The 26,923-nt window shown below is 65.2% G+C and carries 24 protein-coding genes; 4 read left to right on the top strand and 20 right to left on the bottom strand.

The features are described 5' to 3' along the window. Nucleotides 1-8: 8 nt before the first annotated feature. The gene (locus J2X56_RS15400; RefSeq protein WP_209567893.1) at nt 9-1,859 is read right to left on the bottom strand and encodes a hypothetical protein; all 1,851 of its coding nucleotides are present in this window, start codon (nt 1,857-1,859) and stop codon (nt 9-11) included. Nucleotides 1,860-2,060: 201 nt separating this feature from the next. On the opposite strand from J2X56_RS15400, the gene J2X56_RS15395 reads away from it, so the two are divergent. Next, complete coding sequence (locus J2X56_RS15395) at nt 2,061-2,429, top strand: hypothetical protein (protein WP_209567895.1); 369 nt, start codon at nt 2,061-2,063, stop codon at nt 2,427-2,429. Here the strand turns inward: J2X56_RS15395 and J2X56_RS15390 are convergent. Continuing rightward, nucleotides 2,423-3,253, bottom strand: a complete 831-nt coding sequence (locus tag J2X56_RS15390) for a helix-turn-helix transcriptional regulator (RefSeq protein ID WP_209567897.1) — start codon at nt 3,251-3,253, stop codon at nt 2,423-2,425. The two genes, J2X56_RS15395 and J2X56_RS15390, sit on opposite strands and share 7 nt — an antisense overlap. Nucleotides 3,254-3,341: 88 nt before the next feature. On the opposite strand from J2X56_RS15390, the gene J2X56_RS15385 reads away from it, so the two are divergent. Beyond that, nucleotides 3,342-4,583 carry an MFS transporter gene (locus J2X56_RS15385; RefSeq protein WP_121044808.1) on the top strand — a complete coding sequence of 414 codons (1,242 nt, stop codon included), beginning with the start codon at nt 3,342-3,344 and terminating at the stop codon, nt 4,581-4,583. Nucleotides 4,584-4,687: 104 nt separating this feature from the next. On the opposite strand, the gene J2X56_RS15380 is transcribed toward J2X56_RS15385, so the two are convergent. From J2X56_RS15380 to J2X56_RS15340, 9 genes are all read right to left on the bottom strand, one after another. Beyond that, entirely contained in the window at nt 4,688-6,508 is a 1,821-nt protein-coding gene (locus J2X56_RS15380; protein ID WP_134137270.1) for a methyl-accepting chemotaxis protein, read from the bottom strand. Nucleotides 6,509-7,049: 541 nt separating this feature from the next. Next, complete coding sequence (locus J2X56_RS15375) at nt 7,050-8,333, bottom strand: MSMEG_0569 family flavin-dependent oxidoreductase (RefSeq protein ID WP_310160727.1); 1,284 nt, start codon at nt 8,331-8,333, stop codon at nt 7,050-7,052. A 49-nt stretch (nt 8,334-8,382) separates the two neighbouring features. After that, nucleotides 8,383-8,670 carry an MSMEG_0570 family nitrogen starvation response protein gene (locus J2X56_RS15370; RefSeq protein ID WP_252697410.1) on the bottom strand — a complete coding sequence of 96 codons (288 nt, stop codon included), beginning with the start codon at nt 8,668-8,670 and terminating at the stop codon, nt 8,383-8,385. Then, nucleotides 8,663-9,859 (bottom strand): MSMEG_0565 family glycosyltransferase, encoded by a 1,197-nt coding sequence (locus tag J2X56_RS15365; protein WP_310160726.1) that lies wholly within the window; start codon nt 9,857-9,859, stop codon nt 8,663-8,665. Before J2X56_RS15365 ends, J2X56_RS15370 begins: the two co-directional genes overlap by 8 nt. Continuing rightward, nucleotides 9,860-10,861, bottom strand: coding sequence for a sll0787 family AIR synthase-like protein (locus tag J2X56_RS15360; RefSeq protein ID WP_310160724.1), 1,002 nt, complete (start codon nt 10,859-10,861; stop codon nt 9,860-9,862). Next, nucleotides 10,858-11,418 (bottom strand): MSMEG_0567/Sll0786 family nitrogen starvation N-acetyltransferase, encoded by a 561-nt coding sequence (locus J2X56_RS15355; protein ID WP_209532230.1) that lies wholly within the window; start codon nt 11,416-11,418, stop codon nt 10,858-10,860. Before J2X56_RS15355 ends, J2X56_RS15360 begins: the two co-directional genes overlap by 4 nt. Before the next feature lies 1 nt (nt 11,419). Further along, nucleotides 11,420-12,502 carry an MSMEG_0568 family radical SAM protein gene (locus J2X56_RS15350; RefSeq protein ID WP_121044812.1) on the bottom strand — a complete coding sequence of 361 codons (1,083 nt, stop codon included), beginning with the start codon at nt 12,500-12,502 and terminating at the stop codon, nt 11,420-11,422. Further along, the gene (locus tag J2X56_RS15345) at nt 12,459-13,541 is read right to left on the bottom strand and encodes a Nit6803 family nitrilase (protein ID WP_039790018.1); all 1,083 of its coding nucleotides are present in this window, start codon (nt 13,539-13,541) and stop codon (nt 12,459-12,461) included. Before J2X56_RS15345 ends, J2X56_RS15350 begins: the two co-directional genes overlap by 44 nt. 15 nt (nt 13,542-13,556) lie before the next feature. Beyond that, entirely contained in the window at nt 13,557-14,039 is a 483-nt protein-coding gene (locus tag J2X56_RS15340; RefSeq protein WP_006463016.1) for an MSMEG_0572/Sll0783 family nitrogen starvation response protein, read from the bottom strand. A gap of 443 nt (nt 14,040-14,482) precedes the next feature. Here J2X56_RS15340 and J2X56_RS15335 point away from each other — a divergent pair, with 443 nt between their 5' ends. Together J2X56_RS15335 and J2X56_RS15330 are read left to right on the top strand one after the other, a co-directional pair. Next, a complete protein-coding gene (locus J2X56_RS15335; protein ID WP_121044561.1) occupies nt 14,483-15,877 on the top strand; it encodes a PLP-dependent aminotransferase family protein in 1,395 nt (464 codons plus the stop codon). A gap of 181 nt (nt 15,878-16,058) precedes the next feature. Then, the gene (locus J2X56_RS15330) at nt 16,059-17,273 is read left to right on the top strand and encodes an HD-GYP domain-containing protein (protein WP_134137274.1); all 1,215 of its coding nucleotides are present in this window, start codon (nt 16,059-16,061) and stop codon (nt 17,271-17,273) included. A gap of 35 nt (nt 17,274-17,308) precedes the next feature. On the opposite strand, the gene J2X56_RS15325 is transcribed toward J2X56_RS15330, so the two are convergent. The 9 genes from J2X56_RS15325 to glpD all read right to left on the bottom strand — a co-directional run bounded on the left by J2X56_RS15325 (nt 17,309) and on the right by glpD (nt 26,916). After that, nucleotides 17,309-17,458 (bottom strand): hypothetical protein, encoded by a 150-nt coding sequence (locus J2X56_RS15325; RefSeq protein ID WP_158601276.1) that lies wholly within the window; start codon nt 17,456-17,458, stop codon nt 17,309-17,311. Between the two features lie 146 nt (nt 17,459-17,604). After that, a complete protein-coding gene (gene glpK, locus J2X56_RS15320) occupies nt 17,605-19,086 on the bottom strand; it encodes a glycerol kinase GlpK (RefSeq protein WP_310160720.1) in 1,482 nt (493 codons plus the stop codon). A gap of 211 nt (nt 19,087-19,297) precedes the next feature. Continuing rightward, nucleotides 19,298-21,046 (bottom strand): ABC transporter substrate-binding protein, encoded by a 1,749-nt coding sequence (locus J2X56_RS15315; RefSeq protein WP_121044570.1) that lies wholly within the window; start codon nt 21,044-21,046, stop codon nt 19,298-19,300. 105 nt (nt 21,047-21,151) lie between these two features. After that, complete coding sequence (locus J2X56_RS15310; RefSeq protein WP_039790026.1) at nt 21,152-21,436, bottom strand: DUF2160 domain-containing protein; 285 nt, start codon at nt 21,434-21,436, stop codon at nt 21,152-21,154. Nucleotides 21,437-21,438: 2 nt separating this feature from the next. Then, nucleotides 21,439-22,257, bottom strand: coding sequence for a carbohydrate ABC transporter permease (locus J2X56_RS15305; protein WP_088754752.1), 819 nt, complete (start codon nt 22,255-22,257; stop codon nt 21,439-21,441). After that, nucleotides 22,250-23,140: a carbohydrate ABC transporter permease gene (locus tag J2X56_RS15300; protein WP_121044573.1), complete on the bottom strand. Its 891-nt coding sequence runs from the start codon at nt 23,138-23,140 to the stop codon at nt 22,250-22,252. The genes J2X56_RS15305 and J2X56_RS15300 overlap by 8 nt, the downstream gene beginning before the upstream one ends. A 3-nt stretch (nt 23,141-23,143) precedes the next feature. Beyond that, complete coding sequence (locus J2X56_RS15295; RefSeq protein WP_252697419.1) at nt 23,144-24,232, bottom strand: ABC transporter ATP-binding protein; 1,089 nt, start codon at nt 24,230-24,232, stop codon at nt 23,144-23,146. A 1-nt stretch (nt 24,233) separates the two neighbouring features. Further along, complete coding sequence (locus J2X56_RS15290; RefSeq protein ID WP_310160719.1) at nt 24,234-25,334, bottom strand: ABC transporter ATP-binding protein; 1,101 nt, start codon at nt 25,332-25,334, stop codon at nt 24,234-24,236. Nucleotides 25,335-25,383: 49 nt separating this feature from the next. Then, complete coding sequence (gene glpD, locus J2X56_RS15285) at nt 25,384-26,916, bottom strand: glycerol-3-phosphate dehydrogenase (RefSeq protein ID WP_252697421.1); 1,533 nt, start codon at nt 26,914-26,916, stop codon at nt 25,384-25,386. Between the last annotated feature and the right edge of the window lie 7 nt (nt 26,917-26,923).

The following is a 26,923-nucleotide window of genomic DNA, read 5'->3' as shown; positions in this document are numbered from 1 at the left end:
CGACTGTCTCAGCCCGGCAGCGAGGGCATCAACGGACTGCGCTCGGCCCATGCCACGAAGAGTTTTCCACGGCGTGCGCGCACGCGGCGCTTTTTCATGGCGGAGTAGACCAGCTCGGCCAGCGTGCGCTGTTCGGCCGGGCTCATGGTCAATGACATGCGATACATGCGCAGCAGCATCAGGGCATTGTTCATGAAGGCATTGTCGGCAGCATCGCTGCGCGCCAGCGCCGCCATCTGCGCAGCCAGCGTGAGCGTACGCGTGCCGTCGGCGGCGGCTTGCGCGGGCTGGCGCAGCCACTGCGGTTCCTGATCCTGCAAGGCGATGCGTTCGAGCACCATGCGATAGGAGGCTTCCAGCTCGCCGGACTCGCCCAGGCTGTCGCCGATGGCCACCCCGGCCAGACCGGCCAGCAATTTCTCCAGCGCGCTGAAATTGCTGGCATGGCCGCTCAGTTCGCCATCGCGCCAGCCGCCGCCGGCGGGGTCCAACAGCCAGGCCAGGAAACCATGATCGAGTTGCGTCTGGCTGGCCGCGCGGCTGGCCAGCAGGCGGCGCGCGATCACGGCCTCTTCGCTGCTCATGCGCGCGGCATGCGACAAAACCTGCTCCACCGCCTCCATGCCAGCGTCTCCCGACTGGCCCACGGCCGTCAGGCCCGCCGCTGCGGCACGCCAGCGGCGATAGGCCGCCAGGTCGCGCGCCAGGGCATCGATGTCTTCCAGCGCCATTGCATGCGACTGCGCATAGGCGTAGGCCTCGGCCAACAGGCGGCGATCCCCATAGGCGAGGAAGTCACGTGGATTGGTCCCTGCCGCAGCACGGCGCACCGGGGACGGCTCGTCCTCGCGGCGCGTGACGCCGAAGACGCGTTGCAGCAGCACCAGATAGGCGCTGTCCTGCGCCGCATGGGCGCTGTTGCTGATCTGAACCAGATCGGCCAGGCGCGGTGCGGCGGCGATCAGTTCGGCCAGCGAGGGGCCGAGACGGGGCAGCATCAGTCCGCGAATCACGCCGCCGGCCAGCGCCAGCGGACCGAGCGGCAGCACCAGGGTTTCCAGCATGCGCGCCAGGTCGGCTTGTTGTTGCGGCGGTAAAGCATTCGGCGAGGAAGGCGACTGCAACTGGTAGAGATCGAGATACTGCTGCAGCAGTTGCGCGTAGTTGTCCGGATAAGCGGTCTGCTCCAATGCAGACAAGCTGGCATAGAACACCAGCGCCGCCGTGATGACCGGCTTCCAGTCACCGCTCTCCAACGCGCGCTGGAACACCGGTGCCCAGTACTTCTGATCCAGCGCAGTGCGCTGGTTGGCCGCTGCGTAGCGCTCGTTGGTGGTGTAGGCGCCGCTCTCGTCATAGACGATGGCCGACAGCTCGGCGCGCGACATGTAGGTAAACGGATTGTCCGCACGTCCATACAAGGACTCGGTGGCCTGGCGTGCCTGGCGCAGCCGCTGCGGATCATTCGACGGTGGCAGCTCGGCATCGGCGGCCGCAATCGCATCGGCCCCGCGGCGCGCGGCCACCAGCCGTGCTTCGATGGCAAAGAGCGTGTCACGCGTGATCGGGCGCGCGGCATCGATGAGGGTCTTCACCACGCCTTGCATGGGACTGGCCTGGGCCGCCTCGGTCGAATCGACCGCCGCCGTGGTCACGCTATCGACCGCCGTGGCCAGGGCCGCCATCAATTTGCCCTGGGCCGACAGCGACAGCGTCACGCCTTCTTCGGGCAGCGCGGTGACGGTCGCCACGGGCGCTCCCGGCGGCGCAGCGTTGGCCTCGTTGCGCGGCTGTTGTTGCTGGGCCAGTTGCGTGAGCGCATCGCGCGCCGTGATGGCCAGATCGGTTTCCATTGCCATGTCCACTCTCCTGGTTCGGAGTTCTCATGACTTGATTACGGTAAAAGATCGGCAATCTTTACACTTGCAAACCGGCATCATCCAGGCGGGACGCGGCGTCTCGGGCGATTGAGACGATTGCGGCGAACGTGGCGGCTCAGGATTTCTCCGATGCGCAGGGGCATGGCGAAGCGCTACATTAGGGCGGAACAGGAGAATCCCATGAACAAGACCCATGCCGTCGTCGCGCTGCTGGCGCTGATGCTGACCTGGCAAGCGGCCCGCACCGAGCGGGCCCTGGCCGCCAATGCCGGTGCGCTTGATATCTCGGTAGTGGTGGCGGAGAAATGCCGCGTCGATTTTTCCGAGGGCAGCGCCGATTTCTTCCAGGTCTGCTCCGTCGGCGAGGGCGTAGCCAATGAACGCGCCCAGCAGATCATGGGGGCCATCACGGCCCTCGCCCCGCAGGATGATCCCTACTTCCTGGAGCGTGACCCGCAGCGTCCCGAGCGCGCCGCAGGGGCAGACCGCGCGCAGGCTTCCGCACCGGCGGACCGGCGTGGCCCCAAGGTGGTGGTCATCAACTACTGAGCGGTTGAGGCCAGCGTGATGCGCCGCCGGTCCTGGCGCGGCAGGTAGTGATTGGGCGAGCTGCGCAGGGCCTTGCGGAACATGTTGGAAAACGCGCTCTGGCTGCGATAGCCCAGTGCCTGCGCCACCACCCCCACGGCATCCCCGCGCGCCAGCCGCACCAGCGCTTCGCTCAGGTGCACCTGCTGCACCCAGTGGCGAAACTGCAAACCCGTTTCCTTCGGAAACAGCCGGATCACCGTGCGCACGCTGGCCCCGCCCATCCCGGCCCAGTCGGCCAGCGAAAACTGCCGCCCGGGATCGTCCAGAATGGCTTCGCAGATGGCCTGCAGGCGGCGGTCGCGCGGCCACGGGATGGCCACCGGAATGGCCGGCGCACGGGCCAGTTCCGACAGGATCAGTTCGGCCACATGGCCGGCCCGGCTGCGCGGCGCATACTCGCGCGGCTCGGCCAGCAAGGCCAGAATCAATTCGCGCAGCAGCACCGACACTTCCAGCAGCCGGCATTGCGCGCCCAGCGCCTGGCCCTGCCGCTCCTCGATGTAGAGGGTGCGCATGCTCACGCGCGTGAGCATCAGGATCTCGTGCTCCACCTGTGGCGGCACCCACAACGCCCGCTGCGGCGGTACCAGCCACACGCCTTGCGGGGTGCGCACCTGCATCACCCCGTCCACTGCATAGAGCAGCTGGCCACGCCGGTGCGAGTGCGCCGTCAGCAGGTCGCGCGCCGACAGCTCGCGGGCAAAGGCCACCACGCTGCTGGGCAGGTGCTGGAAGGCATCCACTTCGGCGCTGGGGCAGACGGAAGTCAGGTGGGCACGCATGGCATTTATTCGACAACAAGTGTCATCAGCATGAATAGGTGCCAATGATACGCTTCGAGTCTTCCTCGTGCTTGCCATCCCCGACACCATGACCAGTGCCACCGACTCCAATGCCACCCTGCCTTCCGGCGCGACGGCCTCCACCGATTCTCCTGCGGCCATCGCCGCCCAGCCGCTGGTGATGAGCATCATCCTGGCCTGCGGCGGCGCCCACCTGATCAATGACATGATTCAGGCGCTGCTGCCCTCGATCTATCCCATGCTCAAGACCGGCTACGGGCTAACCTTTACCCAGGTCGGGCTGATCACGCTGACCTTCCAGGTCACCGCCTCCCTGCTGCAACCCTGGATCGGCATGTATACCGACCGCCATCCCCAGCCCTGGCTGCTGCCCACCGGTGCCGTGGCCACCCTGGTCGGCATCGTGCTGCTGGCGCTGGCGGGCAGCTTCACTGCCTTCCTGCTGGCCGCCGCCCTGATCGGCATCGGCTCCTCGACCTTCCACCCGGAAGCCTCGCGCATCGCGCGCATGGCCTCCGGTGGCCGCTTCGGCCTGGCCCAGTCGACCTTCCAGGTCGGCGGCAATGCCGGTTCGGCCTTCGGCCCGCTGCTGGCGGCGGCCATCGTGGTGCCGTATGGCCAAGGCAACGTGGCCTGGTTCGTGCTGCTGTCGGTGCTGGCCATCGTGGTGCTGTCGCGGGTGTCGGCCTGGTATCGCGGCCATCTCGCCGCCAACAAGGGCAAGGCCAGGCCGCGTGCGGCGCAGGCACTGCCGGCGGCTACCGTGCGCCGCGCGCTGGTGGTGCTGGCGCTGCTGGTGTTTTCCAAATACTTCTACATGGCCAGCTTCACCAGTTACTTCACCTTCTACCTGATCGAACGCTTCCAGATGTCGGTGGCCTCCTCGCAGCTGTATCTGTTCCTGTTCCTGGGCGCGGTGGCGGTGGGCACCTTCGTCGGCGGCCCGATTGGCGACCGCATCGGCCGCAAGCTGGTGATCTGGATCTCGATCCTGGGCGCCGCGCCCTTCGCCCTGATGCTGCCGCACGCCAACCTGTTCTGGACGGCCGTACTGTCGGTGGTGATCGGACTGGTCATCTCCTCGGCCTTCGCCGCCATCGTGGTCTATGCGCAGGAACTGGTGCCGGGCAAGGTCGGCATGATCGCCGGCGTGTTCTTCGGTCTCATGTTCGGCTTCGGCGGGATCGGCGCGGCCCTGCTGGGCCATCTGGCCGACCTCTACGGCATCGCCTGGGTCTATGGCCTGTGCGCTTTCCTGCCGCTGGCGGGCGTGCTGACGGTGCTGCTGCCGGATGTGCGCGAGCGCTGAGAAGGAGTTGCCCTTTTACCCAAAGAAAAACCGCGCTGGCCTGTCAGGCCAGCGCGGTTTTTTCATCAAGATGACTTCGGTGTCGAACCGGCCTGCAGCGTGAATCACTGCCGCGCGGCATCCCGCAAGCGGAACAAGGCCACCACTTCAGCCAGGCGCGCTGCCTGCTCCTGCAGTTGCTGCGCCCCGGCGGCGGCCTCTTCCACCAGTGCTGCGTTCTGCTGCGTGGCCTGATCCATGTGGGCCACGGCGTCGTTGGTCTGCTGGATGCCCTGGCTCTGCTCGCGGCTGGCGGAGGTGATCTCGGCCACCACGTCGCTGACCTTGCGCACGCTTTCCACCACGCTGCGGATGGTGCTGCCCGCTTCGCTGACGGTCTGCTCGCCGGCGCGTACCTGCTCCACCGAATCGCCGATCAGGACCTTGATCTCCTTGGCGGCCGTGGCCGAACGCTGGGCCAGCGAGCGCACTTCCGAGGCCACCACTGCAAAGCCGCGTCCCTGCTCGCCGGCGCGGGCCGCTTCCACCGCTGCATTCAGGGCCAGGATATTGGTCTGAAAGGCGATGCCGTCGATCACGCTGATGATGTCCACGATTTTCTGCGAGGAGGCATTGATGGCGCTCATGGTCTGCACCACCTGCTCCACCATGGCACCGCCACGGCCGGCGATCTCGGAGGCGGACTGCGAGAGCGTATTGGCTTCCTGGGCGTTGTCGGCGTTCTGGCGCACGCTGGAGGTCAGTTGCTCCATGGCGGCCGCGGTCTGCTCCAGCGAGCTGGCCTGCGATTCGGTACGCTGCGACAGGTCCATGTTGCCGCTGGCGATGTCGCGCGTGGCGGCATGGATGGTGTGGCTGGCTTCGCGGATGTCGAGCATGACGTGCTCGACCTTGTCGACGAAGCGATTGAAGGCGGCACTGATGCGGCCCAGCTCATCGGTACTGCCGTGGGTATCGAGGCGGCGGGTCAGGTCGCCATCGCCATCGGCGATTTCTTCCAGCGCACGCTGCACCACCGACAGGCGGCGCAACACGCGCGAGATCAGGGCACCCAGCACCAGCGCCGCGAGGATGGTCACCAGCACGGCCATGACGCCCGAGCTGGCCAGCATGGCGGTCAGCGAAGCCAGCGCATCGGCGCGGTCCACCGCCACCACCAGCAGCCAGTCGGTGCCGGCCACACGGGCAGCGAACAGCATCTGCTGGCGGCCATCCAGGGCCAGTTCCTGATGGCTGTTGGCGGCCATGGCGGCGGCCAGCGATTGCGGGGTGATGGCGGCATCCAGGTCCGACAGCGGCTTCAGCCGCAGCTTGTCATTGGGGTGGGCGATGATCTTGCCGCCCAGATCGACCAGGAAGGCGTAGCTGTTGGGGGTCGGCTTGATGGCCACCACGTCGGCCACCACGCTGTCGAGCAGCACGTCGGCTGCGGCCACGGCAGTGACCTGGCCATCCTTGCTGATGGCTTCGGCAAAGGTCACCAGCAGCTTGCCGGTACTGGCGCTGGTGTAGGGCGCGGTCAGCACCGGTCCTTTGCTGGAGGCGGCCAGCTGGTACCAGGGACGCTTGGTCGGATCGTAATCGGGGGCCCGGTTGCGCTGCTGCGAGAACACGGCGTGCTTGTCGGCATAGCCGATGTAGGCCAGGTCGAAGCCACCGGCGGTCTCGGCCGCCTTCACGAAGGGCAAGGGCTCGGCCGCATCGGCCGCCTGCTTGATGGAAGACACCACCAGTTTGCGGGCGTCGGACCATTCGGCAATGGCAGACGCCTGGCTTTGCGCCAGCTGGGCCATCTGGCCATCCAGCGCGCTCATGGTGCGCGATCGCGCCGTGAGGAAGTTGGTCAGGACGATGACCAGCATGGCCAGCACGACGATGCCCGCACAGAGGGCAATGAGTCGGGTACGCAGGGAGGAAGATGTCATGATGTGTGGATCTGGAAAAACTGTGGATGATCGGCAAACGCCGGCCCCGGCCACAGCAAGGCTGTGGTCGGACCTGAAGGCGGATGGAATGTCGTTATGACCCCGGTCTGGCCGGAGTGCAGGGAATGGTGCCGTCCGCAGTCATGAGCCCGGCCGCTGCCGTGGCTCGCCCCGTTCTGATGCGGATGACGCCATGTCGGATCCTTCCCCCGTTGTAGTCACGCGATCCGATTGATTGCAAGCGTAACAGCGGGCGATGCGGGCGTTTCACAAAATCGTGAAGTTCCCGGCACATGCAGATGAAGTGATGCGCGCATGCCACGTTGCCATGCGGAAACGCCCACCCTGCTTGCCGCACGGCGGGCGCTGCACTTTTCTTGCGATTTAAGTCTGGCTTAATTTTCGGGGCCTAAAGTACGCACATCGGGATCTCCTCTTTCCCCTTGTCCGCTGCGACGACATCCAGCGGATCTTTCAGCCCGTCCCTCCCCCGGACGGGCTTTTTTTCGTGACGGCGCGCTTGGCCGGTGTTCCAGGGCTCTCAGGCCGCCTGCGACAGATCCGGCTGACCGGCCTGCGCCCGCAGCGCACTGATGTGCTCGAACAGATGGCGGGCATCGCGGTCGATGCCCGAGAAGCGGCCCGAGCCCCAGGTGTATTGCCAGGGCAGGCCGAGGAAATACAGACCCGGTGCAGCCGTCACGCCGCGCACATGGCCGGGGTAGCCGCGCCCGTCGAAGATGGGTTCGGCGATCCAGCTGAAGTCGGTACGGAATCCGATGCACCACACCACGGCCGAGATACCCCGTGCGCGCAGGTCGAGCGTGCGCACTTCCTCAGCGGGCGGCTGCCAGACGGGCACATAGCGGGCCTCCGTCGGGGCCTCGATCTGCTGCGCGGCGATGAACTTGTCGATGCTGTCCTTGATGCTTTCGGAGACTGCATCGGCCTCGTCGAGATAGCCCTTGAGGCCGCCACCGAAACGCACCACCTCGCCCTCCAGCGTGTCGAACTTGCCGTAGAGCTGCATGCCTTCCAGGGCGAACTTGCGCAGGTCGATGTCGCGCCCGCCATCCCGGCCCGTGACGTAGTGATTGGTCTTCTCGCGCACCCCGGTGCCCAGCGGATGCTGGTCGACCGGAAGGTCGTAATACTTCATCTTGTCCAGCCACTCCACCACATCCTTGCCGCGATAGGTACGCGCCACGCGCGGAGCTTCACCCACGCCCAGATGCACGCGCCGGCCGGCCAGGTGCAGGTCCTCGGCGATCTGGCAGCCGGACTGGCCGGTGCCGACCACCAGCACTTCGCCCTCGGGCAGCGACTGCGGATTGAGATACTGGCTGGAATGGATCTGCACGATATCGGCCGGCAGGCGCTCGGCCGCGCGCGGCACCACCGGGATGTGGTAACCGCCGACGGCCACCACCACCTGGTCCGCCGTGTAGGCACCATCGCTGGCGCTGAGATGCCAGCGCTCCCCCGCGCGCCACAGCTTCCCGACCGTCACGCCTTCGCGCACCGGTGGCTGGAAGCTGGCCACGAAACCATCGAGGTAGGCCACGATCTCGTCCTTCTTCATGAAGCCATAGGGATCGTCGCCGCGATACGGATAGCCGGGCAGGTTGCATTGCCAGTTGGGCGTGACCAGGCAAAAGGTATCCCAGCGTTCATGCCGCCAGGCGTGGCCGACCTGGTGTTTTTCCAGTACCACGTGATCGATGCCGGCTTGCTTCAGGTACCAGCTGATCGACAGGCCGGCCTGGCCGCCGCCGATGATGATGACGCTATGGTGGCGCGCCGCGCCTGAGACTTGGATGGACATGGTGTACCTCTTGCAGTGATGTCGTGATGAATGATGGCGTGAGGAGCGATCAGGGCATGAAGGACTCGACCCTGACCACCGGATCGGCATTGGCCTCGAAACGGGCCGCCATCTCCTCGATGCGGCGCAGCTGGTCCAGCGCCGAGGAACAGGCGAAGCCGTATTTCGCCCGGACCCGCTCGCTGCCGATGTTCAAGGCCGTGGCGCTGCGCTGAACAAAGTCGGCCAGCGCGTAGCTGCGTCCCTCCTCCAGATGTTCCTTGACCACCAGCGAGGGGGAATAGCAGTCGGTGACGGTGTCGTCCGGCCAGCGGACACGAAAGTGCATTTCAGGCATGGTGTTCCTCTTGGAATGACGCTGCCACGGGCTGGCAGCGGATGAAATCTGCATACAGCTCCACATGCCGGCGTGCCGAGCGCTGCCACGAGAAACGCGCACAGACTTCCAGGCCTGCCGCGATCAGGCCAGGCCGCGCCGCCGGCGCCAGCGCATGCGCGATGCCGGCGGCCATCGAGGCCGGATCGTGCGGATCGACCCAGGCACAGCAATCGCCATCGAGATACTCGGTAAAGGGCGCGATGCGCGACACCACCACCGGCACGCCACTGGCCATGGCTTCCAGCACCACCAGCCCGAAGCCTTCCTTCAGGGAAGGAAAGACCAGCACATCGGCGCAACGGAACAGCGACGGCATGTCGGCGTCGTCCACTTGCCCGAGGATGCGCACGGCGTCGGCCGGCAAGGCGGCGGCCGCCAGCTCGGTCTGGAAAGCGCGCTGATAACCGGCGTGATCCAGCACGCTCGCGCCCCCGGCGATGACCAGTTGCGCCTGCGGATAAACGCGGCGCAGGCGCACGAATGCCTGCAGGATGCCCAGCGTATTCTTGCGTGGCTCCACGCCGCCCACGGCCAGCAACAGCGGCTTGCCGGTCAGGCTTTGCGCGCGCCGCACGGCCTGGTCGCGCGGTTCCGGCCGGGGCGAATGGCGCAGCATGTCGACGCCGTTGGACACCAGTTCGGCGCGCACCCCATGCTCGCGCTGCAGGATGTCCTGCCAGGTGTGGCTGACGCACAGCACACGGTCGGCCATGCGATAGCCGCGTTCCTGCCATGCATGCAACTGCGGATCATCGAACTGGTCGAGGTGATGGACGGTGCGCACGTAGCCCCGGATCACGCCCCGCTCCACCAGCGTGGCCAGTGCATTGGCGCTGATGGAATCCTGGGCGTGACAAAGATCGAAGGCGTGCATATCGGTCTGCTCAAAGCAGCGCAGGTAGTCCTCGATACGCTGGCGCACCATGCCGACGACACCCTCGCACTGCACCGGCCCGGGCACCGGATGGAAGGTGCAGGCTGCCGGACGGAACAAGCCCTTGCCGCGCGCATCCGGCGCAAACAGGCTGACCTCATGGCCGAGCGCCTGCAGGCCCTCGGCCAGTTGCAGGGCATGCACCACGCCGCCGCGCGGATTGACGGAGTGGGTCAGCATGGCGATGCGCAGCGGTGTGCGTGACGTCTCCATTCAGGCCTCCCGGCGCGGACCGCAACCGATCAGCGCTTCCTCAGCCAGGTTCCAGAAGGGCAAACGCTGTCCGTGCCAGCACAGATCGAGCTGGCAGCTGTCATCGATGCGGCCGATGGACGCTGCCGCAATCCCGCGCGCAGCAAAGCGGGCCAGCACCTCCGGCAGGTCATCATCGGCCACGCTCAACAGGAATCCATAACTGGGAAAGGCGCTCAGCCAGCGCTGGAAATCGACACCAGGCGGACACGGCATGGCCTCCAGATCGATCACCGCGCCCTTGGCGGAGCACTCCAGCAGCATCAAGGCGGTGCCGATCACGCCGGCCATGCTGATGTCCTTGGCGGCACGCGCCAGACCCGCTTCGGCCAGTGCGGGCAACACTTCGAGGTCGCCGCGCAGACGTTCGGCGGGCGCGCCGGTACTGGCATTCCAGTAGGCATACGGTTCCTGGAAGCGCCCGCGCAGATCGATGGCGGCCACCAGGTGTTCACCGCTGCGCGCATCAAAACTGGTCAGCAGGCGCGTGGCCCGGCCGATGATCGAGACGGAGAGCTGCTCGCGGTCATTGCGGCGATTGCTGTGGCCGCCCACCAGCGGCACCCCATAGACGCGCGCGCCCTCGGCCAGCCCGTCGAGGATGGGCCGCGCGGCCTCGCCACCACGGCTCCACAGGGCATCGACCACTGCCAGCGGACGTCCGCCCATGGCGTAGATGTCGCTGACGTTGACCATCACGCCGCAGTAGCCGGCAAACCAGGGCTGCTGTTCGACGAACTCGTTGAGGAAACCTTCGATGGCAAACAGCAGATAGCCGTCGCCATCCGGAATGGCGGCGCAGTCGTCGCCTACGGCCAGCGTATGGCCCTGGTGCTGCATGGCCGGGGCCGGCGGCAGCGCTTGCATCACGGCATCGATATCGCGCTTGTGCGCGATGCCGCGCGAGGCACGCAGGGTCTCGATGATCTGCGCCAGCGTGGGCAGGCTGTCGCGCGCATTCATGGCGTGCGCTCCTCGCGGCCGACGACGAAACCGACATCGCCATCGCTGATCGGTGGATAGAACGACAGGTCGGCCTGCATCAGGTGATGCGGCAGACCATGGACTTCAATCTCTGCCAGCGTATGCCAGTGCAGGCGGTGAAACAGCGGCGCATTCTGGCTCTGCACCTGGGCCAGGAAGGTGTGGCAGCCGTGCGCATGCGCGGTGCAGACGGCCAGCCGGATGAGACCGCTGCCGACCGAACCGACGCGGCGCGCCTGCCGTGCCACGGCCAGCCGCGAGCCATGCCACACGCCTGGCGAAGATTCATGGATTCGCACCGTTCCTATGATTTCCCGCCAACCCTCATCGCGCTCCAGAACGGCCACGATGGGCATGGCGATGGCATCGGTAGCGTCGCCATCGTCCTCCTGAAATACCTTCTGTTCGGCGCAAAATACGGCACGGCGCAGGCGGCGCGCTGCTTCGCGCTCCCCAGTGTCCAGCGCCAGCTTGATGCGCACGCCCCGTGCCAGGATCTCGGGGGCCAGCGATGCGTGTTCGGCGACGTCGCTCATCTCACTTCCTTTCGAACGAAGACAGCGAAGAGCAGGCACCGCACTTGCCGCACCCGGCCTTGGCATCGCCCGATCGCATGCCGGCGTGCTCCAGCATGGCCGCCAGCGGTGCCAGCAGGCGGCGCATGGCGACGGCATCCGGCGAGGGATGGTCTTCCAGCGGCGTGCCCGAGATCGGTACGAACGGCACCACGAAGGGATACACGCCCAGCGCGATGAGCTGCTCGCTCATTTTCAGGATGGCCTCGTCGCTGTCGCCCAGGCCGGCCAGGATGTAGGTGCTGACCTGCCCGCGCCCGAAGACCTCGACGGCAGCGGCGAAGGCTTCCATGTAGCGCTCGACAGGTACGGTGGCCTTGCCGGGCATGATGCGTTTGCGCACTTCCGGCGTGACCGCTTCCAGATGCATGCCCAGGGTATCGATGCCGGCATCGGCCATGCGGCGGAACCAGGCATTGTCGTCCGGCGGCTCGCACTGGCCCTGGATCGGCAGGTTCACTGCCGACTTCACGCCGAAGGCGCTTTCGCACAGCAGCTGCGCGCCGCGATCGGTGGCATTGGGCGTGCCAGTGGTCATGACCATATGCTTGACGCCATCGAGCAGCACCGCCGCGCGCGCCACCTCGCCCAATTGCTCGGGGGTCTTGCGCAGGATGGTGCGGCCGGCCGCCAGCGACTGGCCGATGGCGCAGAACTGGCAGGACTTGCGGCGGCTCTCGTAACGGATGCAGCTCTGCAGGATGGTGGTGGCCAGCACATCGGCGCCATGCAGCGTGGCGATCTTGCCGTAGGGGATGCCATCGAAGGTCTGCATCTTGTAGAAGCGCGGCTGATGCGGGAAGGACACCACGCCCACCTCGACGCCATCGCGCAGGATGCGGGCAGCGCCATCGGCACCCGGCTGCGTGGCCACGTAGGGCGAGGACCAGGCCCCGGCGGTATGCACCGGGATCATCACGGTGTGGCCATCGACGGTCACCGCCTTGTGATCCGACGGCCCTGCCCCGCCCCGGCGGCTCTGCGCGCCGGCAGCGGGATCGTCAAGACGCAGTCCCAGGGACTGCAGTTCCGAGATCAGCTCCACGGCCGCCTTGCGGCTCGGGCGCTGGGGATGCAACTGGATGACGGCTGTCTGCATGAGGGAACCTCGCGGAAGGATGAGTGACGGGAGCAGGCTGTTCGGCCGGGAACAGCGAGGACATGGGAGACGTGCGGCGATCATCGATCACCAGGTGCAGCAGTTCCGGGCGCGCATAGTGGCCCACCGAATCCATCATGCGCTTGCGCTTGGTGACCAGCTCCATGTCGAGGTCGGCCACCAGGATGCCTTCGCCGCTGCGCAGGGGCTCGGCCAGCAGCTTGCCTTCGGGCGACACGATGGCGGTACAGCAGCCACCGCGCAGCGCCTTCTGCGCCTGGGGATCGGGCTCGATGGCGGCGATCTGTTCATCGCTGAGCCAGCCGGTGGCATTGATGACGAAGCAGCCCGATTCGAGGGCGTGATGGCGGATGGTCACCTCCATCTGGTCGGCAAAGATCTGCCCCACCATGGAGCCGGGGAATTGCGCGCAGTGAATTTCCTCGTGCTGCGCCATCAGGCTGTAGCGCGCCAGCGGGTTGTAGTGTTCCCAGCAGGCCAGTGCACCGAGACGGCCGACGGCGGTCGGCACCACCTTCAGGCCGCTGGCATCGCCCTGGCCCCAGATCATGCGTTCGTGATAGGTCGGCGTGATCTTGCGGCGCTTCAGCACCAGCGTGCCATCGGCATCGAAGACCAGCTGCGCGTTGTAGAGCGTGCCGTGGTCGCGTTCATTGACGCCCAGTACCACCACCGTCCCGTGTTGGCGAGCGGCGGCGGATACGGCCTGGGTCACGGGACCGGGCACCGTCACGGCGCGCTCGTAGAGCAGCAGGTGTTCCGGCCCCGAAGCGAAGGGCGGCCGCACGAACGAGAAATACGGATAGTAGGGAACGAAGGTCTCCGGGAAGACCACCAGTTGCGCACCTTGGGCCGCAGCATCGGCGATGGCCTGGCACACCTTGGCCACGGTGCCGTGTTCGCTGTCTAGGTCGGGCGCGATCTGCACCGCCGCCGCCCGTACCGTTCTCTTGTGCATGCTCATGGGCCGCCCTTCCGCTTACAGGGTCCAGGTGTCGAGAATGAAGGCGTTGTCGCGACGATGCAGCAGCACCAGGTCCAGCACGTCCAGCGGATTGATGGGACGGATGCCCGGGATCAGCGAGGGCTCGCCATGGCCGTACAAAGCCTGCAGCGCGAAGCGGCAGGCGTAGACCTTGCCGCCCTCTTCCATGAACTTGACGATCTGCTTGTTGAAGTTCTGGTGACCGGGAAAAGCCTCATCCCCCAGGGTCGGGAAACCGCGCTGCACGCCCAGGGTCACGCCGGGGCCATAGAGCAGGATCGAGGTCTCGAAACCCTTGCGCTTCAGGCGCGTGGCCTGCAACAGATTGACGAAACCGATCGAGCCTTCGAATGCCACGGTGTGGAAGGTCACCAGCGCTTTTTCGCCCGGCTGGGCTTTGACGTCTTCGAACACCTTCTCTTCATAATCCACCAGGAAATCGCCGGGGGCGTGGGCTGCTTTGGTGACTGCGGGCATGGTGATACTCCTCTCGATTGCTGTGGGTCGGCACTTGGGGAAGTGGTCCGGCGACCTCGCCGCGACGCTGGCATTGAATGCATCAGGCGTGCCATCGGCACCCCGTCAATGCAGGAATTGACTGCATAAAAATCCCGTCAATCTCTCCACGCGAAGGCGCAGGCCAGCATCGGTGCGGCTTGGCGAATCATGATCGGCGAGGTGTTTTTTGACCCTGGCGAAGCAATCCATTCAATCGCTCCATACAATTCGCCAACACCGCGCAAACCCGCTTGCACTCTGGCGCGGCGAGATGTGTTGAGTTGGTGCGCAAGGGTGCGCGACGTGATGCACGACGGTGCAATTGGCGACAACCGCGGCGGCGATTGGATGGAATGCAACTTGCATTCAATGAGATGTTTCGATGCAGTCAATATTGAACGCCGGCAATCAAGGAAGGCACCATGTCCAAGCACAGCAGCGTGTGGGTTCCCAAGTTGAAGAAGGGCGGCGGCCCGCTCTATCTGGCCATCGCCAATGCGATTGCCGAGGATGTCGCCACCGGCCACCTGCAACCCGAACAGCGTCTGCCGCCGCAGCGCAAGCTGGCCGAGTTGCTGGACCTGGACTTCACCACCGTGGCCCGCGCCTATACGGAAGCGCATCGGCGCGGCCTGGTGGATTCGGTAGTGGGACGCGGCACCTTCGTCTGCGGCAAGCGGCGGCCGCGCATTCCGCGCGTGACCGAAGGCCGGCCCAACGTCGACATGTCGATGAACATGCCGCCCGAGCCGGAGTCGCCGGAGCTGATGGAGTTGATGCAGGCGGGCTGGAACAAGGTCAACGGGCGCCTGCGTGATCTGCTGCGCTATCAGGATTTCGGCGGCTCGACTGAGGATCGTGAGGCCGGCGCGCTCTGGCTGCGCCGGCGCGCGCTGGTGGTGGAACCGGAACGGGTGCTGGTGACGCCGGGCGCACAATGTGCGCTGCTGGCCATCCTGACCATGCTGGTCGGACCGGGCGGCGTGCTCTGTTGCGAGGACGTGACCTATCCCGGCCTGCGGGCGCTGGCCGGACATCTCAACATCAAGCTGGTCGGCTTGCCGATGGACAACGAGGGCATCGATGCCGTGGCCTTCGCCGGTGCCTGCGCGCAATATGCGCCCAAGGCGCTGTACTGCAATCCCACCCTGCTCAATCCGACCACCTGCACCACCTCGCTGTCACGCCGCCAGGCGCTGGTGGACATTGCACGCCACTATGAAGTGGCCATCATCGAGGATGACGCCTATGGGTTCCTGCCCCGCGCAGCGCCACCGGCCATCGCCAGCATCGGCAGCGAGCTGACTTACTATGTGACCGGCCTGGCCAAGAGCGTAGGCGCGGGCCTGCGCATTGCCTACATGGTGGCCCCCGACGCTGCCGCCGCCGCGCGCCTGACCGCAGCCCTGCGCGCCACCACGGTGATGGCCTCGCCGCTCACCTCGACCCTGGCCACGCACTGGATCCGCGACGGCGTGGCCGACCTGGCGCTGGCCAACATCCGCAAGGAATCGATGGCGCGGCAGAAGATCGTGGCCCGCATCCTCCCCGAGCACAGCTATGCCTCGGAAGCGGAGGCCTTCCATCTGTGGCTCAAGCTGCCCGGCGGCTGGCAGGCCAGCAGCTTTTCGGCGCAGATGCGCAGCAACGGCGTGGCCGTGGTGGGCGTGGACGCCTTCTCGGTGACGGCGCCCCCGCTGCAGGCGGTGCGGGTGTGCATCGGCGGCATCGCCAGCCGCAGCGACCTGCAGCACGCCCTGGGCCTGATCCGCAGCACCCTGGCCGAGCAGCCGCTGATCAAGCCGGCGGTAGTCTGAGCGGCCCGTCCGGGACGACATTGGCGAAATTGCAAAAAGCAGAATCGTTCACATATGGTCATGCATATGAGATCATTAACGACCGGCAATCCTGACCGCACTGCCCTCGGCGCTCCACCGCCTGCGGCCCAGGGATGCCACGCCAACCCGTTCCCCGGTGCGCCGGAAAGATGTTCGAGAAATGTTGAAAAAAATTAAAACGGAGGATCTGGTCCTCGGGATGTATTTCTGCGGCTTCGAAGCGGCCTGGCTGGACCATCCGTTCTGGAAGAACAAGTTCCTGCTCAAGAACGAAGCTGACCTCAAGCAGGCGCATGCCAGCGGCATCGAGCACTGCTGGATCGATCCGGAGCGCGGCCTGGATGTGGCCGAAGCGCCTGCCGAGAGCGGCCAGGATGAAGCCGCAGCGCCCGCCGAGCCTAGCCCCGAACTGCCGCCCGGCCCCGACATCGACACCACCCTGATGGAAGCCGAAGCCTTGCGCGAGAACGCCAAGAAGGCGACCAAGGCCATGTTCAGCGAAGCCCGGCTGGGCAAGGCGCTGGACATGGAGCGCTGCGTCACGGTGGTGGAAGAAATTGCCGGTGCCGTCCTGCAAAGCCCGAATGGCACGCTCAGCGTGTTGCGCCTGAAGCTGGCCGATGAATATACCTACCTGCACTCGGTGGCGGTGTGCGCCCTGATGGTGGCCCTCGGCCGCACCCTCGGCCTGGATGAGAAGGCCTGCCGCGAAGCCGGCCTGGGCGGCTTCCTGCACGACGTGGGCAAGGCCTTCCTGCCGCATGAACTGCTCAACAAACCGGGCAAGCTGACCGACGAAGAATTCACCCAGATCAAGAAGCACCCCGAGCTGGGCTACAAATACCTGAGCCAGGACCCCAACGTGCCCGATTACGCGCGCGATGTCTGCCTGCACCATCACGAGAAGATGGATGGCCACGGCTATCCGGAACTGCTGCGCAGTGGCCAGATCAGCCTGTATGCGCGCATGGCGGCGATCTGCGACGTGTATGACGCGCTCACCTCGGACCGTCCCTACAAGCGAGCCTGGGACCCGGCCGAAGCGATTTCCAGCATGGCGTCCTGGACCGGCCACTTCGACCGCGCCATGTTCCTGGCCTTCGTCAAGACCCTCGGCATCTATCCGGTGGGTTCCATCGTCAAGCTGGAATCCGGCCGCTCCGGCTTCGTGATCCGCCAGAATGCGCAGGACCTGACACGGCCGGTACTGAAGGTGTTCCGCTACAACGACGACATGGAAATGAGCGACACCGAGATCCTCGACCTCATGGCCACGCCCGAAGCCGATACCATCGTTGCCCGTGGCGGCGAGGAATGGGCGCGCCTGAGCCATCTCGATACCATGCGCATGCTCAGTACGGGCACGCCCTCCTGAGTCTGAGCCTGAGCCCGCTGACCGGTCCGGCCTGATCAGGCCATCCCCAGCACCGTCATGAAGTGACGCCCGTGTGCCTCGTGCGAGGCCGTGGGCACGCTGATGTCACATGCCATCAGGAAGGTGGTGGCAGCCTCAATGAAGCCATCGGCCAGTTGCATCGCGTCCAGCAGCAGGTGTTCCATGATCCGCTCCTTGTCTCATGCCCGGCAGCGGGATGCGCCGGGCTTGAGAGGATCATGGCGCAGTGTTGTTATCGTCCTGTGTCAAAAGGCGTGCGCCCTGTTTCAATTGAAACCGGCGGAACCAACGCCCCCGTTCCGAGAGCGCCTCAGCCTGCACTGACCTGCCGAATCGCCGCTTCCCACGCGTGGATACGCTCCTGCGCCTGCTCGCGCGTGAAGCGCGGCTCGAAGGTGCGCTCCATGCGCCACTGCGCGGACAGCTCCGACAAATCACGATAGACACCGGTGGCCACTCCGGCCAGATAGGCCGCACCCAGCGCGGTGGTTTCGGTGACCTGGGGACGGATCACCGGAATGCCCAGCAGATCGGCCTGGAACTGCAGCAGCAGATTGTTGGCCGCCGCCCCGCCATCCACGCGCAATTCGGTGATGGGCGAGACCGCATCCTTGACCATCGCATTGAGCAGGGCAGTACTCTGGAAGGCAATCGATTCCAGCGCCGCACGGGCGATGTGGGCCACCGTGCTGCCCCGGCTCAAGCCGACGATGGCGCCCTTGGCCCCCGGGTTCCAGTAAGGCGCCCCCAGTCCGGTGAAGGACGGCACGAACACCACGCCCCCCGAATCTTCCACCGTGCAGGCCAGTCCCTCGACGTCGGTGGAGGTCTTGATGGCCTTGAGGCCATCGCGCAGCCACTGCACCACCGCACCGCCGATGAAGACACTGCCTTCGAGCGCATATTGTTTGCGTTCATCGACCTGGCAGGCAGCGGTACTGATGAGGCCGTTGTGCGAAGTGGCGCACTGGTCGCCGGTATGCAGCAGCATGAAGCAGCCGGTACCGTAGGTATTCTTGGCCATGCCGGGACGCACGCAGGCCTGGCCGAACAGGGCCGACTGCTGGTCGCCGGCGATGCCGCCGATCTTGACCGCCGCGCCCAGGTGCTGCGCATCGATCTCGCCATAGAGGTGGGCCGAGGCATGCACCTGCGGCAGCATCGCGGCGGGAATATCCAGCCATTGCAACAGCTCTTCATCCCAGGCCCCGGTGTGGATATTCCACAGCATGGTGCGCGAGGCATTGGACACATCGCTCACGTGCAGGCGGCCCTCGGTCAGGTTCCAGACCAGCCAGGAATCGACGGTACCGAACAGCAGTTCGCCCCGTTCGGCACGCGCACGCAGGCCGTCGACATTGTCGAGGATCCAGCGCAGCTTGGTGCCGGAAAAATAAGGATCGAGCACCAGGCCGGTCTTCTTCTGGATGGCCTCGCCCAGGCCACGGTCACGCAGCGCTGCGCACACGACTTCAGCGCGGCGGTCCTGCCAGACCACGGCGTTGTAGACCGGCTTGCCGGTGGCGCGCTCCCACACCACGGTGGTCTCGCGCTGGTTGGTGATGCCCAGGGCGGTCAGTTCTTCGGCCTTGATGCCGCTTTGCGCCAGCACCTTCTGTGCCGTCTGCAACTGGCTCTGCCACAGGTCCATGGGGTCGTGCTCGACCCAGCCCGGCTGCGGGAAGATCTGCGGAAATTCCTGCTGGGCCGTGGCGACGATGGCGCCACTCTGGTCGAAGATGATGCTGCGCGAGCTGGAGGTACCCTGATCGAGGGCGAGCAGATAGGCCATGACGATTCCTTGCAGACGACTGAAAAACTAAAGTTTGAAAATGGAATAACACATTCCTGCGGGCCGCAACCGCAATCCAGATGCGGCCATTCTCGGGAGAGACTAAGGTTCAACCCGAAACCAAGTCAACACGCACCCGATCAACGTGAAGACGCCACCCCGACACCGGCCGGGATGGCGTCATCTCACGCGTGAGGGCGCTCAGGCTGCATCAGCGAACGCGGCCATCCTTCCAGGCTTGCAGCAGCTTGTCGTAGGGGATGGTTTCGCCCTTCGGCTTTTCGTTGGCCAGCTTGGCCCACGGTGCGCCCTTGTCGGACAGCCAGGTGGCCGGATCCTTCTTCGGGTTCAGCTTGGGCGCGCATTGCTTCATGCCCGCGCGCTGCAGGCGGGCCATGATACCGTCCATTTCATCGGCCAGATTGTCCATGGCGCCTTGCGGGGTCTTCTCGCCGGAGATGGCCGAGGAGATGTTCTTCCACCAGATCTGCGCCATCTTCGGATAGTCAGGCACGTTGGTGCCGGTCGGGGTCCACGCCACCCGGGCCGGGCTGCGGTAGAACTCGATCAGGCCACCGTACTTGGCAGCGTTCTTGGTGAAGTAGTCGGAGCGGATGTCGGAGTCACGGATGAAGGTCACGCCGACGATGGACTTCTTCAGCGAGACGGTCTTGGAGGTCGTGAACTGCGCATACAGCCAGGCGGCGGCCATCTGGTCCGGCGGGGTGCTCTTCAGGAAGGTCCACGAGCCGACGTCCTGGTAGCCGTTCTGCATGCCGTCCTTCCAGTACGGACCGTGCGGGCCGGGGGCCATGCGCCACTTGGGCGAACCGTCGGCGTTGACCACCGGCAGGCCCTGCTTGGTCATGCTGGCGGTGAAGGCGCTGTACCAGAAGATCTGCTGCGCGATGTGGCCTTGGGCGGGCACCGGGCCGGCTTCGGAGAAGGTCATGCCCAGTGCTTCGGGCGGAGCGTACTTCTTCATCCAGTCCAGGTACTTGGTCAGGGCGTAGACCGCTGCAGGCGAGTTGGTGGCACCGCCGCGCGAGGTCGAGGCACCGACCGGGGTGCACTTGTCATCGGCCACGCGGATACCCCACTCATCGACCGGCAAGCCGTTGGGCAGGCCCTTGTCGGCGGCACCGGCCATGGACAGCCAGGCATCGGTGAAGCGCCAGCCCAGCGACGGATCCTTCTTGCCGTAATCCATGTGGCCGAAGACCTTCTTGCCGTCCAGTTCCTTGACGTCATTGGTGAAGAAGGCGGCGATGTCTTCGTAGGCCGACCAGTTCTGCGGCACGCCCAGTTCATAGCCGTACTTGGCCTTGAACTTGTCCTGCAGGTCCTTGCGCGCGAACCAGTCGGCGCGGAACCAGTACAGGTTGGCGAACTGCTGGTCGGGCAGCTGGTAGAGCTTGCCGTCCGGCGCGGTGGTGAAGCTGGTACCGATGAAGTCCTTCAGGTCCAGGCCGGGGTTGGTGTATTCCTTGCCGGGGCCGGCCATGTAGTCGCTCAGCACCACGGTCTGGCCGTTGCGGTAGTGAGTACCGATCAGGTCGGAGTCGTTGACCCAGCCGTCATAGATGGACTTGCCCGATTGCAGCGAGGTCTGCATCTTCTCGACCACGTCGCCTTCCTGGATCACGTCGTGGATGACCTTGATGCCGGTGATTTCCTCGAAGGCCTTGGCCAGGGTCTTGGATTCATAGGCGTGCGTATCCAGGGTCTCGGAGACCACGTGGATTTCCTTGACGCCCTTGGCCTTGAGCTTGGCGGCGGCGTCGATGAACCATTGCATCTCGGTGACCTGCTGTGGACGCGACAGCGTGCTGGGCTGGAATTCGGCATCCACCCACTTCTCGGCGGCCTTGATGTCGGCCCAGGCATTGCCCGCGATACCGGCCATGGCCATGGCGGCGGCCAGCACGGTCAGTTTGATTTTCCGCATGTTCTGCATCATGTCTCCTCGTCACCTTCCCCTGAGTTGGCGTGCCGGGTAGGGAAGGAGAATCCCCGGACGTCCATTGTGATTACAGATCTGTTGCCTGCTGCCTGAAAACTCGTCTTAGCCCTTGCGCATGATCAGCACCAGCGCCACGAAGCCCAGCGCCGCCGCATACCACTGTTCCATATCGGTCAGTCCGACCCAGGCCAGGTTGATGTAAGCGGCCGTGAGCAGCCCGATGAACAGGCGGTCACCGCGCGTGGTGCGCATGGGCAAAAAGCCCTTGCGCTCGATGGTCGGCGAGCGGATCTCCCACACCGTCATGCCGATCAGCATCAGCACCACGCAGACGAAAAAGATCGCAACCGGTGGCGTCCACGACATCCACGACAAAGCATTTCCCATGATCACACTCTCCCCATTGCGAAGCCCTTGGCGATGTGGTTGCGCACGAACCAGATCACCAGGGCTCCCGGAACAATCGTCAGCACGCCGGCCGCGGCCAGGATGCCCCAATCCATGCCCGCCGCCGATGCGGTACGCGTCATGATGGCGCTGATGGGCTTGGCGTTGACGGAGGTGAGCGTACGGGCCAGCAGCAGTTCCACCCAGCTGAACATGAAGCAGAAGAAGGCCGTCACGCCCACGCCCGACTTGATCAGCGGCAGGAAGATGCGCAGGAAGAAACGCGGGAAGGAGAAGCCGTCGATATAGGCCGTCTCATCGATCTCGCGCGGCACGCCCGACATGAAGCCTTCCAGGATCCACACCGCCAGCGGCACGTTGAAGAGCATGTGCGCCAGCGCCACCGCGATGTGCGTGTCCGACAGCCCGATGGTCGAATAGAGCTGGAAGAACGGCAGCAGAAACACCGCAGGCGGCGTCATGCGATTGGTCAGCAGCCAGAAGAACATGTGCTTGTCGCCCAGGAAGCGATAGCGCGAGAAGGCATACGCGGCCGGCAAGGCCACCAGCAGCGACATGACCGTGTTCATGGCCACGTAGATGATGGAATTGATGTAGCCCGAATACCAGGACGGATCGGTGAAGATCGTCTTGTAGTTGTTCAGCGTCGGCGCATTGGGCCAGAGCGTGAAGACCGACAGCGTCTCCTCGTTGGTCTTCAGCGACGTGTTCAGCAGCCAGTACAGCGGCACCAGCGTGAAGGCGATGTAGACCAGCATCACCAGGGTGCGGGTGAAGGTCTTGTCCTGGGTCTTATTCATGTTGGCCACCCGAAGCATTGGCGTTGTTGCCGGCGCTCTGCATCCAGTTGTAGAGCACGAAGGACAACAGCAGGATGATGAGGAAGTAGATCAGCGAGAAGGCGGCAGCCGGACCAAGGTCGAACTGGCCCACGGCTTTCTGCGTGAGGTACTGGCTCAGGAAGGTGGTCGAGTTGCCGGGACCGCCACCGGTGAGCACGAAAGGCTCGGTGTAAATCATGAAGCTGTCCATGAAACGCAGCAGCACCGCGATCACCAGCACGCCGCGCATCTTGGGCAGCTGGATGAAACGGAACACCGCCCAGCGGCTGGCACCGTCGATCTGCGCCGCCTGGTAATACGCGTCCGGAATCGAACGCAGACCGGCGAAGGCCAGCAGCGCCACCAGCGGCGTCCAGTGCCACACGTCCATGAGCAGCACGGTCAGCCAGGCGTCCAGCGGATTGGAGGCGTAGTTGTAATCGATGCCCAGCACGTTCAGCAGGTGGCCACCCAGCCCGATGTCGCCACGGCCGAAGATCTGCCAGATGGTGCCGACCACGTTCCATGGAATGAGCAGCGGCATGGCCAGGATCACCAGCGTGGCCGAGGATTTCCAGCCCTTGTGCGGCATGGCCAGCGCCAGGCCGATGCCCAGCGGCAGCTGCACCAGCAGCACGCAGAAGGAGAAGATCAGCTGGCGCAGCAGGGCCGCATGCAGCTCGCTGTCGCGCATGACGTCGCGGAACCAGTCCAGGCCCACGAAGACTTTCTGTTCGGGGCTGATGATGTCCTGCACCGAATAGTTGACCACCGTCATCAGCGGAATGATGGCCGAGAAGGCCACTGTCAGGAAGACCGGGAGGATGAAGAACCAGGCCTTGTTGTTGTAGGGCTTGTTCATGGCTTAGCGTCCAATTCTCTCGTCGTTGCTGAAGTAGATCGTCTCCGGCTTGGCCAGTCGCAGCCACTGTGCACCGGTGGCGATCTTCAGTTCGGGCGCCACGCGCGCCTTCACGCTCATGCCCTCGAACTGCGCGGTCACCAGCTGGCTGGTGCCCAGATGCTGGACCTGAGTGACCTCGGCACTGACCGCACCGGCCGTACCGGGTGCGGCCAGCTCGACGAATTCGGGACGGATGCCCAGCTTCAGCTCACCGCTGCTGTTCTTCAGGGCCTGCAATTGCGCGGCCTCGACCTGCAGGCGCTGCTGGCCCAGCAGGACCGCATCGCCCTCCACGCGCACCGGGCAGAAGTTCATGCCGGGGCTGCCGATGAAGTAACCGACGAAGGTGTGATCGGGGCGCAGGAACAGCGCCTCCGGCTTGCCCTGCTGCACCACCTTGCCCTCGGTCATGACCACCACTTCATCGGCGAAGGTCAGCGCCTCGACCTGGTCGTGGGTGACGTAGATGAGGGTCAGCTTCAACTGGTGATGGATTTCCTTGAGTTTCTGGCGCAGCTCCCACTTCATGTGCGGATCGATCACCGTCAGCGGTTCATCGAAGAGGATGGCCGCCACGTCCTTGCGTACCAGGCCACGGCCCAGCGAAATCTTTTGCTTGGCATCGGCCGAGAGACCGGCGGCGCGCTGCTTGAGGTCGCGGGTCAGGTCGAGCATCTCGGCGATCTCGCGCACGCGCGCCTGCACTTCGCGCTCGGCGATCTTGCGGTTGCGCAGCGGGAAGGCCAGGTTGTCGAACACGCTCATGGTGTCGTACAGGACCGGGAACTGGAACACCTGCGCGATGTTGCGATCGCGGGTGGCCATGCGGGTCATGTCGCGGCCATCGAAGAGCACCTGCCCTTCGGAGGGCTGCAGCAGGCCGGAAATGATGTTCAACAGCGTGGACTTGCCGCAGCCCGAGGGGCCCAGCAGTGCATAGGCGCCGCCGTCTTCCCACACCATGTTCATGGGTTGCAGGGCATAGTCCTTGAGGCTGGCCGGGTTGCCACTGTAGGCGTGGCCCAGGTTCTTGAATTCGATGCGGGCCATGTCAGCGGGTCTCCAGCGGGGCGCTCAGCAGGCGTCCCTGTGTATCGAACAGGAAGGCCTTGGCGGCGGCGATGCTCACTTGCACCGTGCTGCCGATGGCCACTTCATGCACGCCCGACAGCTGTGCCACCAGGGGCACATCGCCATGGCGCAGGTGCAGGTAGGTTTCGGAACCGGAGAGCTCGGCCAGGGTCACGCTGCAGCCCAGGCTTACCCCCGGTGCAGTCAGCGCTTCCAGGCGCACGTCATTGCAGCGAATGCCCAGCTTGCAGGGCTGGCCTTCCGACAGGGACAAGTTGCGTCCGGCGATCTCCAGCACGCTGCCATCGTTCATGCGGATGGCAGCCACGCCCTGGCCGGTGGAGATGGCCGTGGCGTCCAGCAGGTTCATCGGCGGATCATTGAAGATCGCTGCCACGCGGGTGGAGGCCGGGCTGTTGAACAGCTCCAGGGTCGGCGCGAATTGCAGCAGGCGGCCCTCGTGCATCACGGCGGTGTGGCCGCCCAGCAGCAGCGCTTCCTGCGGCTCGGTGGTGGCGTAGACCACGGTGGTGTCGCCGGTGGCGAAGAGCGAAATCAGTTCGCTGCGCAATTCCTCGCGCAGCTTGTAGTCGAGGTTGACCAGCGGTTCATCCAGCAGCACCAGCGGGGCGCGCTTGATGAGCGCACGCGCCAGCGCGCAACGCTGCTGCTGGCCACCGGAGAGTTCCAGCGGCAGGCGTTGCAGCAGGTGGGTGATGTGCAGCTTGTCGGCGATTTCCTTGACGCGCTTGCTGATCTCCTGCTCGGGCTGCTTCTGCAGGCGCAGCGGCGCGGCGATGTTCTCGAACACCGTCAGGCCGGGATAGTTGATGAATTGCTGGTACACCATCGCCAGGTTGCGCTCGCGCACCCCCACGCCGGTGACGTCCTGGCCATCGACCAGCACGCGCCCTGCGGTGGGCTTGTCGAGCCCGGCGATGATGCGCATCAGGGACGTCTTGCCGGCCTGGGTCGGGCCCAGCAGGACGTTGATGCCGCCTTTGGCGAGATGGAGGTCAAGCGGGTACAGGTGCGTTTCGGCACCGACCGTCTTGGCCACTTGTTTCAGTTCCAGGGTCACGCTGTCTCCTCGCTACATTTTTGATTGATCTGGTATGCGGTGACCTGGCTCAGTGGGGCGTGGCGTCCGGCAAATTCGCCAGCCACGCCTCCAGCCGTCCTCTGTGCTGCGGCCCGCAGTGCAGGCCCAGCTTGCTTCGCCGCCACAGGATGTCATCCGCACCGCGCGCCCACTCGTGTTGCACCAGGTAGCGCGCCTCGGCCTCGTAGAGGCCCGGTGTCAGTTCTTCGCCCAGCGCTGCCAGGCTGTCGGCCTGGCCGATGATCTGGTCCACGCGTGAACCATAGCTGCGCGCATAGCGATGGGCCAGCCCGGCCGGCAGCCACGGAGTCCGCGCCTGCAGCTTGCGCAGGTAAGCATCGAAGTCGTAGCGCGCCACCATCTTGCCGGGCTGTTCCAGGTCGCCGCCGGGCAGCGGCGCACCGGCCGTCCACGGCTGGCTCGACGCACCCAGGTGCGGGGCCAGCATGGACAGCGCTTCTTCGGCCAGCTTGCGATAGGTGGTGATCTTGCCGCCCCAGACGTTCAACATGGGCGCGCCCGCATCATCGCATTCGAGCAGGTAGTCGCGCGTGATGGCCGAGGCATTCTCGGCGCTGTCGTCCAGCAGGGGACGCACGCCGGAGTAGGTCCAGACCACGTCTTCCTTGCCGATCTGGCGCTTGAAGTAGCGATTGGCCATCTCGCAGAGATAATCGATTTCTTCCGCATCGATCTCGACCTTGCCGGCATCGCCGTGGTATTCGAGGTCGGTGGTGCCGATGAGGGTGAACTCTTCCTGATAGGGAATGGCGAAGATGATGCGCTTGTCCGGGTTCTGGAAGATGTAGGCGTAGGGGTGGTCGAACAGGCGCTTGACCACGATGTGGCTGCCCTTGATCAGGCGCAGGCTGCGCCCGGTCTTGGCCTGCGGCACCGACTGCGCAAAGCGCGCGGCCCAAGGACCGGCGGCGTTGACGATGGCGCGGGCGCGCACTTCTTCCTGCTGTACGCCGCTGGCGTGCTGGTGTTCCAGCACCGCATGCCAGGTATCGCCTTCGCGGCGGGCGCTGATGCACTTGGTGCGGGTGAGGATGCGGGCACCGCGTTCCTGGGCATCCATGGCGTTCAAGACCACCAGGCGCGCATCGTCGACCCAGCCATCGGAATAGACGAAGCCCTTGCGATAGTCGCCCTTCAACGGCTGCCCGCCCGGATGGCGGGCGAGGTTCGCGCCTTCGGAGGCGGGCAGGATCTCGCGCTTGGCGAGGTAGTCGTACATGAACAGGCCGGCGCGGATCATCCAGGCCGGACGCTGGTTGGCGTCGTGCGGCATGACGAAGCGCAGCGGCCAGATGATGTGCGGTGCCGAGCGCAGCAGGACTTCGCGTTCCTGCAGGGCCTTGCGCACCAGCTTGAATTCGTAATATTCGAGGTAGCGCAAGCCGCCGTGGATGAGCTTGGTGCTGGCCGAGGAGGTATGTTGGGCCAGGTCATGCTGCTCGCACAGCAGCACGCGCAGGCCGCGCCCGGCCGCATCGCGCGCAATGCCTGCGCCGTTGATGCCGCCGCCTACCACCAAGAGATCATATTCGAGCGTCATTCGCCGC

Origin of the sequence: Herbaspirillum sp. 1173, assembly GCF_031455335.1 — a bacterium.
Classification (GTDB): domain Bacteria; phylum Pseudomonadota; class Gammaproteobacteria; order Burkholderiales; family Burkholderiaceae_D; genus Herbaspirillum; species Herbaspirillum huttiense.
Note: the sequence above shows the minus strand (reverse complement) of the source record. Positions and strands in the feature narration are given on the sequence as shown.

Excerpts from the sequence above, each read along its gene's own strand:
- J2X56_RS15400 (WP_209567893.1), bottom strand. The coding sequence starts at position 1,859 with ATGGCAATGGAAACCGATCTGGCCATCACGGCGCGCGATGCGCTCACG.
- J2X56_RS15395 (WP_209567895.1), top strand. The coding sequence starts at position 2,061 with ATGAACAAGACCCATGCCGTCGTCGCGCTGCTGGCGCTGATGCTGACC.
- J2X56_RS15390 (WP_209567897.1), bottom strand. The coding sequence starts at position 3,253 with ATGCGTGCCCACCTGACTTCCGTCTGCCCCAGCGCCGAAGTGGATGCC.
- J2X56_RS15385 (WP_121044808.1), top strand. The coding sequence starts at position 3,342 with ATGACCAGTGCCACCGACTCCAATGCCACCCTGCCTTCCGGCGCGACG.
- J2X56_RS15380 (WP_134137270.1), bottom strand. The coding sequence starts at position 6,508 with ATGACATCTTCCTCCCTGCGTACCCGACTCATTGCCCTCTGTGCGGGC.
- J2X56_RS15375 (WP_310160727.1), bottom strand. The coding sequence starts at position 8,333 with ATGTCCATCCAAGTCTCAGGCGCGGCGCGCCACCATAGCGTCATCATC.
- J2X56_RS15370 (WP_252697410.1), bottom strand. The coding sequence starts at position 8,670 with ATGCCTGAAATGCACTTTCGTGTCCGCTGGCCGGACGACACCGTCACC.
- J2X56_RS15365 (WP_310160726.1), bottom strand. The coding sequence starts at position 9,859 with ATGGAGACGTCACGCACACCGCTGCGCATCGCCATGCTGACCCACTCC.
- J2X56_RS15360 (WP_310160724.1), bottom strand. The coding sequence starts at position 10,861 with ATGAATGCGCGCGACAGCCTGCCCACGCTGGCGCAGATCATCGAGACC.
- J2X56_RS15355 (WP_209532230.1), bottom strand. The coding sequence starts at position 11,418 with ATGAGCGACGTCGCCGAACACGCATCGCTGGCCCCCGAGATCCTGGCA.
- J2X56_RS15345 (WP_039790018.1), bottom strand. The coding sequence starts at position 13,541 with ATGAGCATGCACAAGAGAACGGTACGGGCGGCGGCGGTGCAGATCGCG.
- J2X56_RS15340 (WP_006463016.1), bottom strand. The coding sequence starts at position 14,039 with ATGCCCGCAGTCACCAAAGCAGCCCACGCCCCCGGCGATTTCCTGGTG.
- J2X56_RS15335 (WP_121044561.1), top strand. The coding sequence starts at position 14,483 with ATGTCCAAGCACAGCAGCGTGTGGGTTCCCAAGTTGAAGAAGGGCGGC.
- J2X56_RS15330 (WP_134137274.1), top strand. The coding sequence starts at position 16,059 with ATGTTGAAAAAAATTAAAACGGAGGATCTGGTCCTCGGGATGTATTTC.
- J2X56_RS15325 (WP_158601276.1), bottom strand. The coding sequence starts at position 17,458 with ATGGAACACCTGCTGCTGGACGCGATGCAACTGGCCGATGGCTTCATT.
- glpK (WP_310160720.1), bottom strand. The coding sequence starts at position 19,086 with ATGGCCTATCTGCTCGCCCTCGATCAGGGTACCTCCAGCTCGCGCAGC.
- J2X56_RS15315 (WP_121044570.1), bottom strand. The coding sequence starts at position 21,046 with ATGATGCAGAACATGCGGAAAATCAAACTGACCGTGCTGGCCGCCGCC.
- J2X56_RS15310 (WP_039790026.1), bottom strand. The coding sequence starts at position 21,436 with ATGGGAAATGCTTTGTCGTGGATGTCGTGGACGCCACCGGTTGCGATC.
- J2X56_RS15305 (WP_088754752.1), bottom strand. The coding sequence starts at position 22,257 with ATGAATAAGACCCAGGACAAGACCTTCACCCGCACCCTGGTGATGCTG.
- J2X56_RS15300 (WP_121044573.1), bottom strand. The coding sequence starts at position 23,140 with ATGAACAAGCCCTACAACAACAAGGCCTGGTTCTTCATCCTCCCGGTC.
- J2X56_RS15295 (WP_252697419.1), bottom strand. The coding sequence starts at position 24,232 with ATGGCCCGCATCGAATTCAAGAACCTGGGCCACGCCTACAGTGGCAAC.
- glpD (WP_252697421.1), bottom strand. The coding sequence starts at position 26,916 with ATGACGCTCGAATATGATCTCTTGGTGGTAGGCGGCGGCATCAACGGC.